13 protein-coding genes are annotated in these 16,609 nt (G+C 41.8%); 11 read left to right on the forward strand and 2 right to left on the reverse strand.

What is annotated here, in order from left to right; translation table 11 throughout:
• The first annotated feature begins 18 nt into the window (after positions 1-18).
• The 3 genes from ACUXV2_RS07460 to ACUXV2_RS07470 all read left to right on the forward strand — a co-directional run bounded on the left by ACUXV2_RS07460 (position 19) and on the right by ACUXV2_RS07470 (position 3,758).
• Positions 19-954: a dipeptidase gene (locus ACUXV2_RS07460; protein WP_446246384.1), complete on the forward strand. Its 936-nt coding sequence runs from the start codon at positions 19-21 to the stop codon at positions 952-954.
• 191 nt (positions 955-1,145) lie between these two features.
• On the forward strand, positions 1,146-2,888 hold the full coding sequence (locus tag ACUXV2_RS07465; protein ID WP_446246385.1) for a 2-oxoacid:acceptor oxidoreductase subunit alpha: 1,743 nt from the start codon (positions 1,146-1,148) through the stop codon (positions 2,886-2,888).
• Positions 2,889-2,891: 3 nt separating this feature from the next.
• Positions 2,892-3,758 (forward strand): 2-oxoacid:ferredoxin oxidoreductase subunit beta, encoded by an 867-nt coding sequence (locus tag ACUXV2_RS07470; RefSeq protein ID WP_446246386.1) that lies wholly within the window; start codon positions 2,892-2,894, stop codon positions 3,756-3,758.
• 52 nt (positions 3,759-3,810) lie between these two features.
• On the opposite strand, the gene ACUXV2_RS07475 is transcribed toward ACUXV2_RS07470, so the two are convergent.
• Positions 3,811-4,860 carry a hypothetical protein gene (locus ACUXV2_RS07475; RefSeq protein ID WP_446246387.1) on the reverse strand — a complete coding sequence of 350 codons (1,050 nt, stop codon included), beginning with the start codon at positions 4,858-4,860 and terminating at the stop codon, positions 3,811-3,813.
• Positions 4,861-5,149: 289 nt separating this feature from the next.
• On the opposite strand from ACUXV2_RS07475, the gene miaB reads away from it, so the two are divergent.
• From miaB to ACUXV2_RS07490, 3 genes are all read left to right on the forward strand, one after another.
• Entirely contained in the window at positions 5,150-6,718 is a 1,569-nt protein-coding gene (miaB, locus tag ACUXV2_RS07480) for a tRNA (N6-isopentenyl adenosine(37)-C2)-methylthiotransferase MiaB (protein WP_446246388.1), read from the forward strand.
• Position 6,719: 1 nt separating this feature from the next.
• Positions 6,720-7,151: a RicAFT regulatory complex protein RicA family protein gene (locus tag ACUXV2_RS07485; protein ID WP_446246389.1), complete on the forward strand. Its 432-nt coding sequence runs from the start codon at positions 6,720-6,722 to the stop codon at positions 7,149-7,151.
• A 322-nt stretch (positions 7,152-7,473) separates the two neighbouring features.
• Positions 7,474-8,010, forward strand: a complete 537-nt coding sequence (locus ACUXV2_RS07490; protein ID WP_446246390.1) for an outer spore coat protein CotE — start codon at positions 7,474-7,476, stop codon at positions 8,008-8,010.
• A gap of 204 nt (positions 8,011-8,214) precedes the next feature.
• Here the strand turns inward: ACUXV2_RS07490 and ACUXV2_RS07495 are convergent, their stop codons facing one another.
• Positions 8,215-9,204, reverse strand: a complete 990-nt coding sequence (locus ACUXV2_RS07495) for a YeiH family protein (protein ID WP_446246391.1) — start codon at positions 9,202-9,204, stop codon at positions 8,215-8,217.
• A 131-nt stretch (positions 9,205-9,335) separates the two neighbouring features.
• On the opposite strand from ACUXV2_RS07495, the gene ACUXV2_RS07500 reads away from it, so the two are divergent.
• The 5 genes from ACUXV2_RS07500 to ACUXV2_RS07520 all read left to right on the forward strand — a co-directional run bounded on the left by ACUXV2_RS07500 (position 9,336) and on the right by ACUXV2_RS07520 (position 16,589).
• The gene (locus tag ACUXV2_RS07500) at positions 9,336-11,501 is read left to right on the forward strand and encodes a DNA topoisomerase III (protein WP_446246392.1); all 2,166 of its coding nucleotides are present in this window, start codon (positions 9,336-9,338) and stop codon (positions 11,499-11,501) included.
• Between the two features lie 90 nt (positions 11,502-11,591).
• Positions 11,592-12,107 carry an ankyrin repeat domain-containing protein gene (locus ACUXV2_RS07505; RefSeq protein ID WP_446246393.1) on the forward strand — a complete coding sequence of 172 codons (516 nt, stop codon included), beginning with the start codon at positions 11,592-11,594 and terminating at the stop codon, positions 12,105-12,107.
• Between the two features lie 271 nt (positions 12,108-12,378).
• Positions 12,379-13,827 carry a carbon starvation CstA family protein gene (locus ACUXV2_RS07510; protein ID WP_446246394.1) on the forward strand — a complete coding sequence of 483 codons (1,449 nt, stop codon included), beginning with the start codon at positions 12,379-12,381 and terminating at the stop codon, positions 13,825-13,827.
• Positions 13,828-14,224: 397 nt separating this feature from the next.
• The gene (locus tag ACUXV2_RS07515; RefSeq protein ID WP_446246395.1) at positions 14,225-15,115 is read left to right on the forward strand and encodes a nitrilase-related carbon-nitrogen hydrolase; all 891 of its coding nucleotides are present in this window, start codon (positions 14,225-14,227) and stop codon (positions 15,113-15,115) included.
• 118 nt (positions 15,116-15,233) lie between these two features.
• Positions 15,234-16,589 carry an NAD(P)-dependent oxidoreductase gene (locus ACUXV2_RS07520; protein WP_446246396.1) on the forward strand — a complete coding sequence of 452 codons (1,356 nt, stop codon included), beginning with the start codon at positions 15,234-15,236 and terminating at the stop codon, positions 16,587-16,589.
• Positions 16,590-16,609 lie beyond the last annotated feature (20 nt).

The following is a 16,609-nucleotide window of genomic DNA, read 5'->3' on the forward strand; positions in this document are numbered from 1 at the left end:
GGGAGGAGTTTTAGACACATGATCTTTGACGCTCATTGTGATGTATTGATGAAGCTTTATCTGGACCCGGATAAACTTTCGTTTCAATCCAAAGAAGATATGCATATTACATACCCGCAATTGAATGAATGCGGATCTAAAGTACAATTGTTCGCGATTTATATACCCTCATACTTAAAGCCCGGGCAGCGATTTCAAGCAGCATTGGAAATGGTGAACCTTTTTCATAAGAGGATCATAGAACCCCACCCCGATGTAAAATTCGTAACCTCCAAAGAAGATATCGACAATCTTGCTCAGAATGAAATTGGGGCAGTGCTGACACTTGAAGGGGCAGAAGCAATCGAAGAAGATCTTGAAAAGCTTGAAACGCTGTACCGCCTTGGTGTACGTTCAGTAGGGTTGACTTGGAATTGGGCGAATGCGGCAGGAGATGGTGCACTTGAACCGCGGGGGGGAGGCCTTACTAACTTTGGGTTTGAAATGATTGATTTCCTCAATGAAAAGAATATGTGGACCGATGTTTCCCATTTGTGTGAAAAATCCTTCTGGGACACCGTCGAAGCGGCTCAATACCCTATTGCTTCCCATTCCAATGCCTATTCAATCTGTCCTAATCCACGGAACCTAAAAAATGAGCAAATTGAAGCACTGATCAAAAAAGATAGTGTAATGGGGGTCACCTTCGTACCTCCATTTTTAAACAAAAAAGGAAGTGCAGAACTGACGGACGTAGTAAGGCATATTGAGCACATTTGCAGCCTGGGGGGAGAAGATCACATTGGTTTCGGTTCTGATTTCGATGGAATTGATCAAACGGTTAAAGGGCTGTCAACATATAAGCAATATGACAATCTGATTGGGACCCTGCAGCGCTACTATAGTGATAAACAAATAAAAAAATTCTTATTTGAAAACTTCTATAAACGATTCCCATTCGGATGTATACGCTGATCTTCTTAGGAGATCAGTTTTTTTATGTCGAGTGGTTCAGACAGTAGTGATTTACAGTGAAAAGTGATAAACTTGATAAGTACGTGATTAATAGAGCCAAGTTAAATGAGATATTTATCTATACATTTTACCGGTGATTGTTCCTGGTGAGATGATGAAAATAATAGACCTGTAAGAAAGGGTGTTACTATATGAAAGAACAACTTTCATGGAAGGTTGGCGGACAGCAGGGTGAAGGGATCGAGAGTACGGGGGAAATTTTCTCCATGGCGTTGAACCGCCTTGGTTATTACCTTTACGGTTACCGCCATTTCTCTTCCCGTATCAAGGGGGGGCATACAAATAATAAGATTCGCGTCAGTACTACTCAGGTTCGTGCGATTGCGGATGACTTAGATATTTTAGTAGCCTTCGATCAAGAAACGATTGATGTGAACTATAAGGAGCTGCATAAGGAAGGTGTCATCATCGCAGATGCCAAGTTCAAGCCTGAGAAACCAGAAGATACAGGGGCTTCTTTGTACATAGTGCCTTTTTCTGAATTAGCAGCAGAGCTTGGGACATCACTTATGAAAAATATGGTCGCTGTCGGTGCAACTTGTGCTGTTTTAAATCTGAATCCTGAAGTGTTTAAAGAGGTAGTAGAAGAAATCTTTGGACGCAAAGGTGAAACCGTTGTAGAGAAGAACATGGAAGCAATCAGACAGGGATCTGAAATCATGAAAGCTGAACTTGGGGATAAAGCAGGTTCCCTTCAGTTGAAAGAAGCAGACGGCCATAAGCGTATGTTTATGATCGGTAACGATGCGATTGCCCTGGGTGCTTTGGCAGGCGGAGTGCGTTTAATGGCTGCTTATCCCATCACCCCGGCATCGGAAATCATGGAATACTTAATCAAGAAGCTGCCGATGGTAGGCGGCACCGTTATCCAGACAGAGGATGAAATCGCAGCAGCAACAATGGCAATTGGTGCGAATTACGGAGGTATCCGTTCATTTACGGCATCAGCAGGGCCAGGGCTGTCTCTTATGATGGAAGCGATCGGCTTATCTGGAATGACTGAGCAGCCTCTTGTCGTAGTCGATACACAGCGGGGTGGTCCATCGACAGGTTTGCCTACAAAACAGGAACAATCTGATCTAATGGCTATGATTTACGGTACACACGGCGAAATACCTAAGATCGTCATGGCTCCAAGTACAGTTCAGGAAGCCTTCTATGACACTGTTGAAGCATTCAATCTTGCAGAAGAATATCAATGCCCGGTCATTATCCTCTCTGATCTGCAGCTTTCTTTGGGTAAACAAACGGTAGAACCGCTTGATTACAGCAAAGTAGAGATCCGCAGAGGGAAGCTTGTCGATGATGAAGCTCTGCTTGAAGAGCTGGAACCGAAAAAATACTTCAAACGGTTTGAGGTAACAGAAGACGGAGTATCCCCTCGTGTTACCCCGGGAATGAAGAATGGAATTCACCATGTGACCGGAGTGGAGCATGATGAAACCGGAAAACCTTCAGAATCGCCTGTAAATCGCCAAGCTCAAATGGACAAGCGTATGCGAAAAATTGAGAATATCAATTTTAATCATCCAATTCATATTGCAGCTCCTCACGATGAAGCTGATCTGCTTCTCGTAGGCTTCAATTCTACGCGCGGAGTAATTGAAGAAGCAATGACCCGTTTGGAAGATGAAGGCGTAAAAGTGAATCATGCGCATGTCCGCCTGATCCATCCTTTCCCTGCGGAACAGTTACAACCGCTTATGGAGAAAGCCAAGAAAGTAGTGGTTATCGAACATAATGCCACGGGGCAATTATCAAATATCATTAAAATGAATGTGGGATATGGGCATAAAATCAAAAATATGTTGAAATATGACGGCACCCCATTCCTGCCTCATGAAATTCACTCTAAGTGTAAGGAGTTGAGCTAATCCATGGCTACCTTTAAAGATTTTCGTAATAATGTGAAGCCTAACTGGTGTCCTGGATGCGGAGACTTCTCGGTACAAGCATCCATCCAGCGTGCGGCAGCGAACGTAGGACTCGATCCAGAGAATTTAGCAGTCGTTTCAGGCATCGGATGTTCAGGGCGTATTTCAGGATATATCAATTCATATGGTTTCCATGGGATTCATGGCCGTTCACTACCAATCGCTCAAGGATTAAAAATGGCAAACAAAGACTTGACTGTGATTGCCTCAGGTGGTGACGGCGACGGATTTGCAATTGGCCTTGGCCATACAATTCATGCTATTCGACGTAATGTTGACATCACATACATTGTCATGGATAACCAGATCTATGGGTTGACCAAAGGACAGACGTCCCCTCGTTCATCAACGGGATTTAAGACGAAGTCAACACCGCAAGGTTCAATTGAACCTGCACTTGCACCGATGGAAATGGCATTGACTGCCGGTGCAACTTTTGTGGCACAAAGCTTCTCGTCTGATTTGAAAGAGCTGACTGCATTGATAGAAGCAGGATTGAATCATAAAGGATTTTCTCTGATCAACGTGTTCAGTCCTTGTGTTACCTATAATAAGATAAATACGTATGACTGGTTTAAAGAAAACTTGACGAAGCTCGCAGATTTAGAGGGGTATGATCCTTCTAACCGTGAGCAGGCAATGAATACACTCATGGAAAAAGAGGGACTTGTAACAGGTTTGATCTATCAGAACACTGTGCAGCCATCTTATCAGGAGTTAGTCGCGGGTTACTCCGAAGAACCACTTAATACACATGATCTTAAACTTGATGATGAGACGTTTGATGGGTTGTTAAAAGAATTTATGTAATGAAAAAGCCGGTTTCTATATAAATAGAAGCCGGCTTTTCTATTGTGATAAATTAGGGGTTATTCGTATTCTTATTTTCAATAAGAGCCTGTTTAGGGCGGTTTTGAATGATATGCGTTTGAATCCTCTTCTGATTTTCCACAAGCCGCTTTAAGTCAAACAAACTTTGAGACATTTCATCATTTGAGTCCTTAATTGATTCTATTTCTCCGATGAATTCGAGAAACTTACCTTCAACATCTTCAAATTTACATAAGATTCTCTCGTTTTGCTCGTTGAATTGAACTTCATGCTCATGTACGATCAAATCGAGTCGTTCTTCTTGCTGTTTGGTCCGGGTATCGATATCAGCAAATTGTGCAGAGAACCACCATTCGTTTTCTTCAATCGTTTTCTGGTACTGATGCAGCATGTCTTTAATAAATTGCATCTTTTGCTTCTCTGACTGAATCAGCTGCTCTTTGGCTTCCTCCAAGGATTGAATTGCGTGTTTCCGTTCCGCCATAAGTTTTTCTAATTCTTCTGTTTTCGATACTAAATCAAAGAACACGCCTTTCTTGGTTTCTTCAGATTGTATCAAGGCATTATTTAAATCGTTTATGTGAAGTTTCTGGCTTTTGATTTGTGATTTCAATCTTTCTGAGCTGGTCACCAGGTTCCTGTTATCTTTCAGGAGTTGATCATTTTGAGACGATAGTTTTATATTAATGTCTTCAAGTCGGGACAGGGATCTGACTTGGTTCTTATTTTCCATTTCTAATTGAAGAATGTCTTTTTCTAACGTGTTAATTTCTTTACTTTGAGTTTCAATCACTGATTCTTTGTCATGCAGGGCTTGATGGAGAGTCAAAACCTCTTCTTCGAGTTTTTCATTCGCTTCTTTAAATCTATTTCTTTCAAGGATCAGTTCTTCTTCAATCGACTCATTCATTTTGATATGTGTGTATAAATCCTTAATCACTTCTTCCTTCTCGTTGATGATGCTTTTATAATGCTTGGCCTCTGTATAAAGATAGCTTTCTTTGATTTCTTTGATGGTTTTTTTTAACTGATGTATTTGTGACTGAAGATAGTGTTTTTCCTGGTTCTCAATGGTGTACATGGGAGACTTAATATGTTCCTCGATCAGAATCTCCTCCTTGGGTATTTGTCTTACTTTACGTTATGCATTGATAAGGTGTACAGTTCCCGGAGCAGATGCCCATTTTTAAAGGGACGAATGAAGTTTAGAACAAATTTCAACAGTTATGCCTCTCTATTGTATAAGCCTTAAAAAACCTTTATACTGTTATAATGTGCAAGTGTAATCGTCGACTTTACTATTACGGATTTTATAATAGAAGAAATCGGTTTATTATTCGTTTGTTATAGAGTTAGAAAGGGGAATTTTCATGAACGAAGAACAACGCAAACATGGACAGCAAGCGAAGTCAGATATTCCAACGGACAAAAAATCCGAAAAGGATTACAGTAAGTACTTCCAAAGCGTCTATATCCCGCCATCGTTGAAAGATGCGAAAAAAAGAGGTAAAGAAGAAGTAAAATACCATAATGATTTTACAATTGATGATCAATATAGAGGGCTCGGGAACGGCAAGAAGTTCTATATTCGTACCTATGGCTGTCAGATGAACGAACACGACACGGAAGTGATGGCAGGAATCTTCATGGCTCTTGGTTACGAAGCGACCCATTCAACCGAAGATGCGGATGTGATTCTCTTGAACACATGTGCCATCCGTGAAAATGCTGAGAATAAGGTATTCGGAGAATTAGGTCATTTAAAACACTTGAAGCGAGAAAAGCCCGATCTCTTAATCGGGGTTTGCGGCTGTATGTCCCAGGAAGAAGCGGTAGTAAATAAGATTCTAAAAACCTATCAACAGGTGGATATGATTTTCGGTACTCATAATATTCACCGTCTTCCTCAAATTCTATCCGACGCTTATATGTCAAAAGCGATGGTGGTGGAAGTGTGGTCTAAAGAGGGCGATGTCATTGAGAACCTCCCTAAAGTCCGCAGAGGCAATATCAAGGCATGGGTAAACATCATGTACGGCTGTGATAAGTTCTGCACGTATTGTATTGTACCTTATACCCGTGGTAAAGAACGCAGCAGACGTCCTGAAGAGATCATAGCCGAGGTACGCCATCTGGCAGCGCAGGGCTATCAGGAAATCACCCTTCTTGGACAAAATGTAAACGCGTATGGTAAAGATATTGAAGATCTTGAGAATTATGGTCTTGGTGATCTGATGGATGAACTCCGAAAAATTGATATTCCGCGCATTCGTTTCACAACGAGCCATCCAAGGGACTTTGATGATCATTTAATCGAAGTGCTCGCTAAAAAGGGGAATCTCGTAGAACATATCCACTTGCCGGTACAATCAGGCTCAACACCAGTATTGAAAATCATGGCACGTAAATATTCGCGCGAACAGTTCCTTGAATTGGTCCGAAAAATAAAGGCGGCTATGCCTGATGTCGCACTGACAACTGACATCATTGTAGGATATCCGAATGAAACAGAAGAGCAATTCGAAGAAACACTTTCACTTTATCGTGAAGTAGGATTTGAATCTGCATATACGTACATTTACTCTCCTCGAGAGGGTACGCCTGCAGCGAAGATGAAAGATAACGTTCCGATGGAAGTGAAGAAAGAGCGTTTACAACGTCTGAATGAAGTCGTTCAAGAATACTCTCGAAAAGCACTTGAGAAATATACGGGTACAACAGTAGAGGTCCTTGTTGATGGGGAAAGTAAGAAGAATCCTGATATCTTGGCAGGGTATACACGCAGAAATAAATTGGTGAACTTTAAAGCGCCAAAAACAGCGGTTGGTAAAATCGTAAAAGTGAAGATCACGGATGCAAAGTCCTGGTCACTAGATGGAGAAATGATAGAAGTGGGCCGAATAGGGTCAGAATTTCAAGAAGCGGCAGAGGTGAAGTGAAATGGCAAAGTATACAAAAGATGATATTATGAAAAGAGCAGAAGAGTTGGCGGAAATGATCGCTGAAACAGAAGAAGTGGATTTCTTCAAGCGTGCTGAAGCACAGATCCATGAGAACCAAAAAGTACGTGAGATGATTGCAAGCATCAAGAGTTTACAAAAGCAAGCTGTCAATTTCCAACACTATGGAAAAACAGAGGCGTTAAAAATGGTGGAAGCAAAAATCGAGAACCTTGAAAAGGAAATTGATGAAATCCCGGTTGTACAGCAATTTAAGGAATCTCAGACAGATGTCAATGACCTGCTTCAAATCGTTGCATCCGTTATCTCTAATAACGTAACCGACCACATAATCGAATCAACAGGCGGAGACCTCCTTCGCGGAGAAACAGGTTCCCAGGTGAAAAACTCCACTCCTGGCAGCTGCTCCTAAAAAACAATCATTATATATATGTTAAACAAGACCAATGCCATGAAGATGATCATCTTCATGGCATTTTTTTGTTATTAGCTAATGTAGAAATTACGTTGATGTTAGTACTTCCAGCGTTTACACGGAAATCAATAGCAGTGAAAAAGGTGTATTTAAACTCCCCATTATTTCACTCCCAAAATACCTTTTAGGGAACATTCAATGGGTATTCGCATACAATACATTATCTCGCAACAATCCCATTATGTAATAAAATTTTCTCGCACAAACACCTAGACAGTCGCATAAGATGAATTGAAAATGAATGAGGAGGTTCGCTCGAATGGCAGAATATAGAGAGATTATTACGAAAGCGGTCGTAGCGAAGGGACGTAAATTCACACAGTCTCATCATACGATTAGCCCGCCGCATAATCCATCGAGCATTTTAGGCTGCTGGATCATCAATCATAGGTATGAAGCACACAAAGTAGGCAAGAAGGTGGAGATTCACGGTTCATTTGAGGTAAACGTATGGTACTCTCACAGTGACAATACGAAAACATCCGTTGTAACTGAAAGAGTCGAATACTGTGATGAAATCAAACTCAAATACCGTGATCCGGACGTCTTGGATGATATTGAAGTATGTGCGCGCGTACTCCAACAGCCGAATTGCTGCGAAGCGGTGATATCACCAAACGGTAACAGAATCATTGTTCATGTTGAACGTGAAATCCTGGTAGAAGTTATCGGAGAAACGAAAGTATGTGTACTCGTAAATCCAGATGGCTGCGATGATAACGACTGGGATTGCGACTTAGACGATGAAGAATTTGAAGAGCTCGACCCAGACTTCTTAGAAGGAGTAGAAGAATAGCCTGTGCTAGGAAGAAGGCCTCTTCCTAGTTTTTTCTTCTGCATGATAACGATCAAAGAGATGGCTCATTTTAGAAAACGGCAACTATACATGAGTTAACATTTTGTGAATATCTTACAAGAGCGTCTCCTTGATGCTCTTTTTTATTGTTATATAAAGGGAAAGGCAGCTAATGGGATTAGCTGCCTTTCTTCATGTATCTGATTACAAAATGAACAATAAACTGATGACCGCACATGTAATGGAAGCAATCAGACCCGTAAATAAGGGTTTGAAACCGAGGTTTGAAAGGTCTTTCAAGCTGACCTGAAGTCCAACGGCTGCCATTACCATGATGATCATAAATTTAGAAAGGGATCTTAGGATTCCTTCAATGAACTCCGGTATCACACCGATTGTATGAAGGACCGATACTCCAAGGAACATCAGAACAAACCATGGAAATGCCTGTTTAAATGATGAAGCGCTAGGGGTCTCATTCTTTAATATGAAAGGTAATAAGAACATGACAGGGATCAGAAATAGAGTACGGGCAAGTTTCACTGTCGTGGCCACTTCACCCGAGCGATCACCATAACTGTAACCGACGGCAACAGCCGAAGACGTATCGTGAACAGAGACGCCTGCCCATATACCAAACGCAGCCTGAGACAATTCAAGCAAATGTCCGATAAAAGGGTAAGAAATAAACGCAATCAGATTAAAAAAGACAATGGTGGTCAATGCATAAGCCGTTTCATTCTCTTTTGCACCGATGACCCCTTTCACAGCAGAAATAGCTGTAGCTCCGCAAATGCTTGTTCCTATACCAATCAATAAACTCAGTCTTGTCTGGATACCGAGCATTTTCCCGACAGCATAAGTAACGCTGATTCCGGCAGTCACCGAAATAAAGATGATCCAGAGTGCAGATTGGCCGATTTCCATTATTTCTAAAAGGCTTAACCCCACTCCTAAGAAGACAATTGCCACTTTCAGCAGTTTTTTAATCGTAAATTGAATGCCAGGCTGCCAAGAGTTCGGCAGTTCAATGGTATTGCGGAGAATGACTCCTATAAGAATGGCAAATAAAAGGCTGCCGGCCAATGGGAACCAAGAGCCCAAAACTTTTGCTATGATGCTGATCAATAATATGAAAACCAATCCGATGGTTTCCTTTGGAAGAATATTCGTTGAATGCTGATGCACGGTCATGTAGCTCCTTCTTTAAAAAATCTATTTTCAAGTATAATATATTATTAGAGTAAAGGGGAACCCTGACCAATTTCTAATGTATGTTAAAATGGAAAGATACTCTAAGATTTTTTTTGTGAAAGGATTTTATTATGAAAAAGACATTAGTGCTTGCAGAAAAACCATCTGTCGGCAGAGATATTGCAAGAGTGCTTCAATGCACGAATAAAGGAAATGGATTCTTGGAAGGGAAAGAATATATTGTAACGTGGGCGCTTGGACACCTTGTCACACTCGCAGATCCTGAATCCTATGATGATAAATACAAATCATGGAAGCTGGAAGATCTCCCGATGATGCCTCCATCTTTAAAGCTGGTCGTCATCAAAAAAACCGGAAAGCAGTTTAATGCAGTGAAGACTCAGATGAATCGGACGGATGTCGGTACCATCGTAATCGCGACGGATGCAGGACGCGAGGGTGAACTCGTTGCACGGTGGATCATCGAAAAATCAAGGGTCAATAAGCCTCTTAAACGGCTATGGATTTCTTCTGTGACTGATAAAGCCATTAAAGAAGGCTTCAATAATCTGAAAGACGCGAAGAAATATGAGAATTTATACGAAGCAGCACAAGCAAGGTCCGAAGCGGACTGGTATGTTGGAATGAACGCAACAAGAGCATTAACGACCAAGTATAATGCACAGCTTTCCTGTGGAAGGGTGCAAACTCCTACGTTGAGTATAATCGCTCAGAGGGAGGAGGAAATTAAGCAATTCAAACCGAAAGCGTATTATGGGATGAAAGCAGCGACTGAAAAAGGGACCTTCCTTTGGACTAATGCCAAGGGTGATACGAAAACATTTTCCAAAGAAGAGGTCAATGGACGCATGGCCTCATTAAAGAATGTGAAAACCGGTATCGTTAAGTCAGTGAAAACCACCTTAAAAAAACAATATGCTCCGTCCCTTTATGATCTCACTGAATTACAGCGGGATGCGCATAAGATGTATGGATTCAGTGCCAAAGAGACACTCTCTATCATGCAAAAGCTTTATGAACAGCATAAGCTTGTAACGTATCCCCGTACGGACAGTAAGCACCTGTCATCAGACATCACTGATACGTTAAAAGACCGTCTATTGGCAATTAATGTTCAGCCTTACCGTGCTTCTGCAAATAAAGCGTTGAAAAGCTCCATGTCACTTTCTAAAGCATATGTCGATGACCGCAAAGTCAGTGATCACCATGCGATCATCCCGACCGAGGAGACGCCTTTCCTTCAGCGTTTACAAGACAGGGAAGTGAAAATATATGACCTGATCGTGAAACGGTTCCTGGCAATATTCTTACCTCCTTATCAATATGAGCAGACGAAAGTTGAATTGTCGATTGGTAACGAACATTTCCAGACAAAAGGAAAGCGTGTTAAAGACAGCGGTTGGAAAGACGTTTACGGATTTGATGAAGATGAGGATCAGTTCTTGGGTAAAATGGAAGAAGGTACTGAACTGAATCTCCTTTCTATTGTGGAGACCGAGGGTATGACCACTCCGCCTGGCCGTTTTAATGAAGGGACTTTATTAGCAGCGATGGAAAATCCCGTAAAATATATGAAAGAAAGCAGCAAGAAGCTACTGGAAACCATCGGTGAGACAGGCGGGCTTGGAACCGTCGCGACCAGGGCTGACATCATCGAGAAGTTATTTAACTCAGGGGCTATGGAACCGAAAGGCAAAGAAATTCATCTTACTTCCAAAGGGAAACAATTATTAGACCTTGCCCCAGATGAATTGCGTTCCCCTTCCCTAACGGCAGAGTGGGAATTGAAGCTTGATAAAATAGCCAATGGCACCCTGCAAAAACGGGAATTTATGAAAGAAATTAAAGATTATACAAATAAGTCGGTACACGAGATAAAAAATTCGGATAAAAAGTTTTCCCATGATAACCTCACAGGAACAAAATGTCCGGATTGCGGGAACCTGATGTTAGAGATAAAGAATAAAAATGGAAAGAAATTAGTTTGTCAGGACCGCGAATGCGGACATCGGAAAAATATAAGCAAGAAGACAAATGCACGATGCCCGAACTGCCATAAGCGCTTAGAGCTCCGAGGAGAAGGAGAAGGACAGCTATTCGTATGCGTGTGCGGACATAAAGAGAAGTTGTCCAGCTTTAATGATCGAAGAAAGAAAGAGAAGCACAATAAGGCAAGTAAGCGTGATGTGAATAAATACTTAAAGACCCAGCAAAAAGATGAACCCGCAAATACGGCATTGGCTGATGCGCTGGCAAAATTAAAACTTGATCAATAATATTGCAAAAAGATAGGGATCTCTTCCCTATCTTTTTTTCTGATATATTGATAGAATATTCTTAATAATCATGAAGATGAGGTGAGAAGGATGACGCCGGTTACTGTAAAAGGATTTTTCGCGGCCATACAAAACGGGGAAATAGAAGCCGTAGAACAATCATTACAAGCGGATACTAATTTATGTAATGCCGAGGATGACAATGGATTGATCGCACTCGGGGTTGCTGCACATTATGGACATATGGGAATTGTCCAGCTTTTATTGAACTACGGTGCGGATATCAATTCGGTATCAAGTTCAAAATTATCTTATATACCATCCAATAGTGCCCTGCATGCAGCGATAGCAGGAAAAGCCCCTAAAGAATTGGTTGAATTATTATTAAGAGAAGGTGCAGACATTCATGGTATTGATTCTGCAGGTTATACACCACTTCATATCGCTGCTTTTGAAGGGGATGAAGACCTCGTCACGCTGCTGTTGGAATTCAGTGCAGACCCTGAGTTCAGGAATGATGCCGATCAAAGAACTCCTCATGATATTGCAGAACATAGAGGAAACATCGATTTTATAAAAGCATATGAACGTTTTTCAACAAGATGATCGTTTGTTTTTTGAAAGAAGCTTATCTTATGTGATAGCTTCTTTTTTTATGGAATTTAACGTTGCCATTCACCTGTTGTGTTTATGTGTGAATGAGAAATTATTTTCCTGATGAATGAAAACACTTACATTGCTGATATCAAAGCAATATTGGTGTAAAACGGTCCTGTCCTTTTATCAGAAAAAATAATATTTTTAGAAAATTCTGTTGTTATTTGTCGTTTGACGTATTAAAATGAATCATAAATTCATCTGGAGGGAGGACATCTTGATGCTGACATTTCTTGCATCAGTCTGTATTTTAGTAGCAGGTTACATTATCTATTCAAAGGTGATCGAGAAGATTTTCGGAATTGATGATTCGAATGTAACACCTGCTTACAAAAGTGAAGACGGTTTTGATTACATGCCAATGAGCTGGTGGAAAGCAAGCCTGGTACAATTATTGAATATCGCAGGACTCGGTCCCATCTTCGGAGCCATATTGGGGGCTTTATACGGACCGGTCGCCTTCATATGGATCGTTGTCGGCACGCTCTTCGCAGGAGCTGTACATGATTATTTTTCAGGCATGTTATCACTTCGCCATAATGGAGCTCAATTTCCTTCATTAGTTGGCAAATACCTGGGGAGACATGTCAGGTCTGTAATGAATATTCTTTCTATCATCTTGATGATACTGGTTGCAGCGGCGTTTACTTCAGGACCTGCTCAATTGATGGCCGAAGTAACGCCATTATCTTTCATGGCATCATTATTGATTATCTTTACATATTTCATCCTTGCGACCGTTTTGCCGATCAATAAAATCATCGGGAAGGTTTACCCGATATTCGGTGCGATCCTGGTATTTATGGCAGTGGCGATAGGGATTGGGTTGTTTTTCTTCGAGCATCCTGTACCTAACCTGACATTCAATAATTTACATCCTCAGGAACTTCCGTTGTGGCCGTTATTAATGGTGACTGTTTCATGCGGAGCGATATCAGGCTTCCATTCAACACAAAGCCCGATCCTTGCCAGGACGATAAAGAAGGAAAGCGAGGGCAGGAAAGTATTTTATGGAGCAATGGTGGCTGAGGGTATAATCGCATTGATCTGGGCTGCTGCGGGAATGGCATTCTTCAATGGTACTGGAGGGCTTCAGGAAGCACTGGCTGCAGGCGGTCCTGCAGGAGTGGTAAATGAAATCAGCAAAACGACACTCGGAACTCTTGGCGGTATCCTTGCTGTGCTCGGTGTCATCATCCTGCCAATCACGACCGGGGATACTGCTTTACGCTCCTCGAGGATGATGCTTGTTGATTTATTGTCTGATTGGAGAAAAGAAAAACCGAAAGGGAAATGGCTGCCTGCACTTCTGGTTATCCCTGTAGCGCTTCCGACCTTCCTGCTGACTCAGATAGATTATACTTTCCTGTGGAGATACGTAGGCTGGTCAAATCAAGTAGTAGCAACTGTCATGCTTTGGACTGCAGCTGTTTATCTTCTGCAAAACCGGAAATTCCATTGGATCTGCAGTGTCCCGGCTTTATTCATGACAGCGGTAGTCAGTTCTTATATCTTTTATGCTCCCGAAGGATTTCACCTTCCATACACAGAATCCATGATCATTGGAGCTGTCATCTGGACAGCCGTGCTGATTTGGTTCATACGACAAATCCTGAAATATAAGCCTGTAAGGCAAAAATCACTAAATGTAAAATCAGTTAATTCATAAGAACTTAAAAGGCCCTTCGTTTGGAGGGTCTTTTAAGTGTTGAATCAGGCTGAGTTTCAATCGTGAAAGTTCTGAATATTTTGTCGATAAAAAACGAGCTATTCTAAAGAATTACTCTAATTATTTTACAAATTTCGCAGAATACATATGCTAACGTTAATTCAACTCCTATAAATAGTCTATTCTATTTTAGAATATACATAATGACCAAAAGTCAAAGGAGCTGATTTTACATAGTGTATAGTGCAATTTTATATTGTACAAGTTAAAATGAGTTGAAAAGACAAAATATTCAGACATCATTGAATCCGTGAAACTTAGTAAGTGTTCAATAAGCGCAAAAAAACATGAAAGCGCTTACTATTTAATTGAATCTATTAGTCTAGGAGGAATAGGGATGTCAGACAAGGTGAAAATTGGTCTTATTCAAGCTTCTCACGATGTGGATGGAAGCGAACCGGTAGAGGTGCATAAAGAACAATCCATTAAAAAACACATTGAATTGGTAAGGGATGCGGCAAAGAAAGGTGCTCAAATCATTTGTTTACAGGAGATTTTCTACGGCCCCTATTTTTGCTCGGAACAAAATCCTAAGTGGTATGATTCTGCAGAAGAAATACCTAATGGTCCGACAACAAAGCGGTTTCAGGAATTAGCTAAAGAGCTGAATGTCGTAATCGTTCTCCCGATCTATGAAAGAGAAGGCATAGCCACATATTACAATACAGCGGCTGTGATCGATGCTGATGGATCGTATCTCGGTAAATACCGGAAGCAGCATATTCCTCATGTCGCAGTTGGGAGTGAAGGGTATGGTTTCTGGGAGAAATATTACTTTAAACCAGGTAACCTTGGTTATCCGGTATTCGATACGGCCTATGCAAAAGTGGGGGTATACATCTGCTACGACCGACATTTCCCTGAAGGAGCAAGGTTATTGGGGTTGAAAGGAGCGGAAATCGTATTTAATCCTTCTGCAACCGTGGCGGGGCTCTCAGAATATTTATGGAAGCTTGAACAGCCTGCCCATGCTGTTGCAAACGGCTATTATCTTGGGGCGATTAACCGTGTCGGTCATGAAGGACCATGGAACATGGGGGAATTTTACGGGCAGTCCTATCTGGTAGATCCACGCGGAGGGTTTGTCTCTATCGGCAGCAGAGACAAAGATGAAGTGATCCTTGGGGAAATGGACAAGAAATTGATCCGTGAAGTAAGGGATACATGGCAGTTCTATCGTGACAGGAGACCCGAAACATACAACGATATGACAGCGCTTCTGCCTTGATTTATTTAGCGCTGGTGTGTGAATAAAAGGGGCTGACATCGAAATGATCTTTGGATGCATTCTTTGTCGGCCTTTGATTCTATGAATTTATTAACTGGGGAAAAAGGGGGAAACCATTTTGTCCAAGACACTATCACTACTCCATCTTGAGGAGAATTTTCAGGAAGCCCATAAAGGATTATCCAACAGAGATGCTTTGGAAGAAGCGAATCGATGTTTGTATTGTTATGATGCACCTTGCATTCAGGCATGTCCCACTGGTATAGACATTCCTTCCTTCATTAAGAAGATAGCATCAGGAAACCTTAAAGGTTCAGCAAAGACAATCATGAGTTCAAATCCGGTCGGTGCCAGTTGTTCAAGGGTATGTCCGACAGAGGAATTGTGTGAAGGTGCCTGTGTGCTTAATCATTCGACGAAACCGATCATGATTGGTGATCTCCAGCGGTATGCTACCGATTGGGCCCGTCATAATGACGCGGTATTATTTGAAGCAGGTGAATCTAACGGCAAAAAAGTGGGGATTGTCGGCGGAGGGCCTGCAGGCTTGTCAGCAGCAAGGGAATTAGCACGTTTTGGTTATGAAGTAACCATTTTCGAAGCGGCGAAGGAAGCTGGAGGATTGAACACATATGGAATTGTTTCCTTCCGGCTTCCACAAAGCATTTCCTATTGGGAAGTAGAACAAGTCAAGAAGCTGAACGTAGAGATCCGGACGAATACGAAGGTCGGCGAGGATATCTCTGCAGAAGAAATCCTCGATAGCCATGACTTTGTCATCCTGGCTGCGGGCATGTCACATGTACCTCCATTGAATATTGAAGGTGAGCACCTTGAAGGTGTTCATGATGCCATTGAGTTTGTAAAGTCCACGAAAAGCGGTGAAATATCAAAAGAGTACGTTGGTAAGAAAGTGGTTGTCATCGGAGCTGGTAATACAGCTATTGATGGTGCGACATGTTCAGTTCGGTTAGGAGCTGAAAATGTGAAGATCTTGTACCGCCGCACTTTGGAAGAAATGACGGCCTATGATTTTGAATATGAATTTGCTAAACAGGACGGAGTTGAATTCCGCTGGCTTACAGCTCCCAAGAGAATCCTTGGGAATGAAGATGGTAAGGTAATCGGAATTGAGTGCTTGAAAATGGAGCTCGGTGAACCAGGCGAAGATGGAAGACGCCGTCCGGTCCCGGTAGAAGGGTCCGAATTCACCTTACCCGTTGATGCTGTCATTAAAGCGATCGGCCAAACAAGGCATCGGTCATTGATCGAGCAATTCCAATTAGAACATAATGACGGGGTCGTTCAAGTGGATAAGGATACACTTCAAACGTCCAATCCGAAAGTGCTGGCTTGCGGGGATGTGATTTTCGGTAAAGGAATCGGGGAAGCGATGGTAGTGACAGCTGCTGAACAAGGTAAGCAGGCAGCCTATCACCTTCATAGAAAATTGACGTCGCTTCAGGTGAATTAAGATTTGTTCTAGGGGGGAAA

Source organism: Rossellomorea sp. NS-SX7, assembly GCF_052828565.1.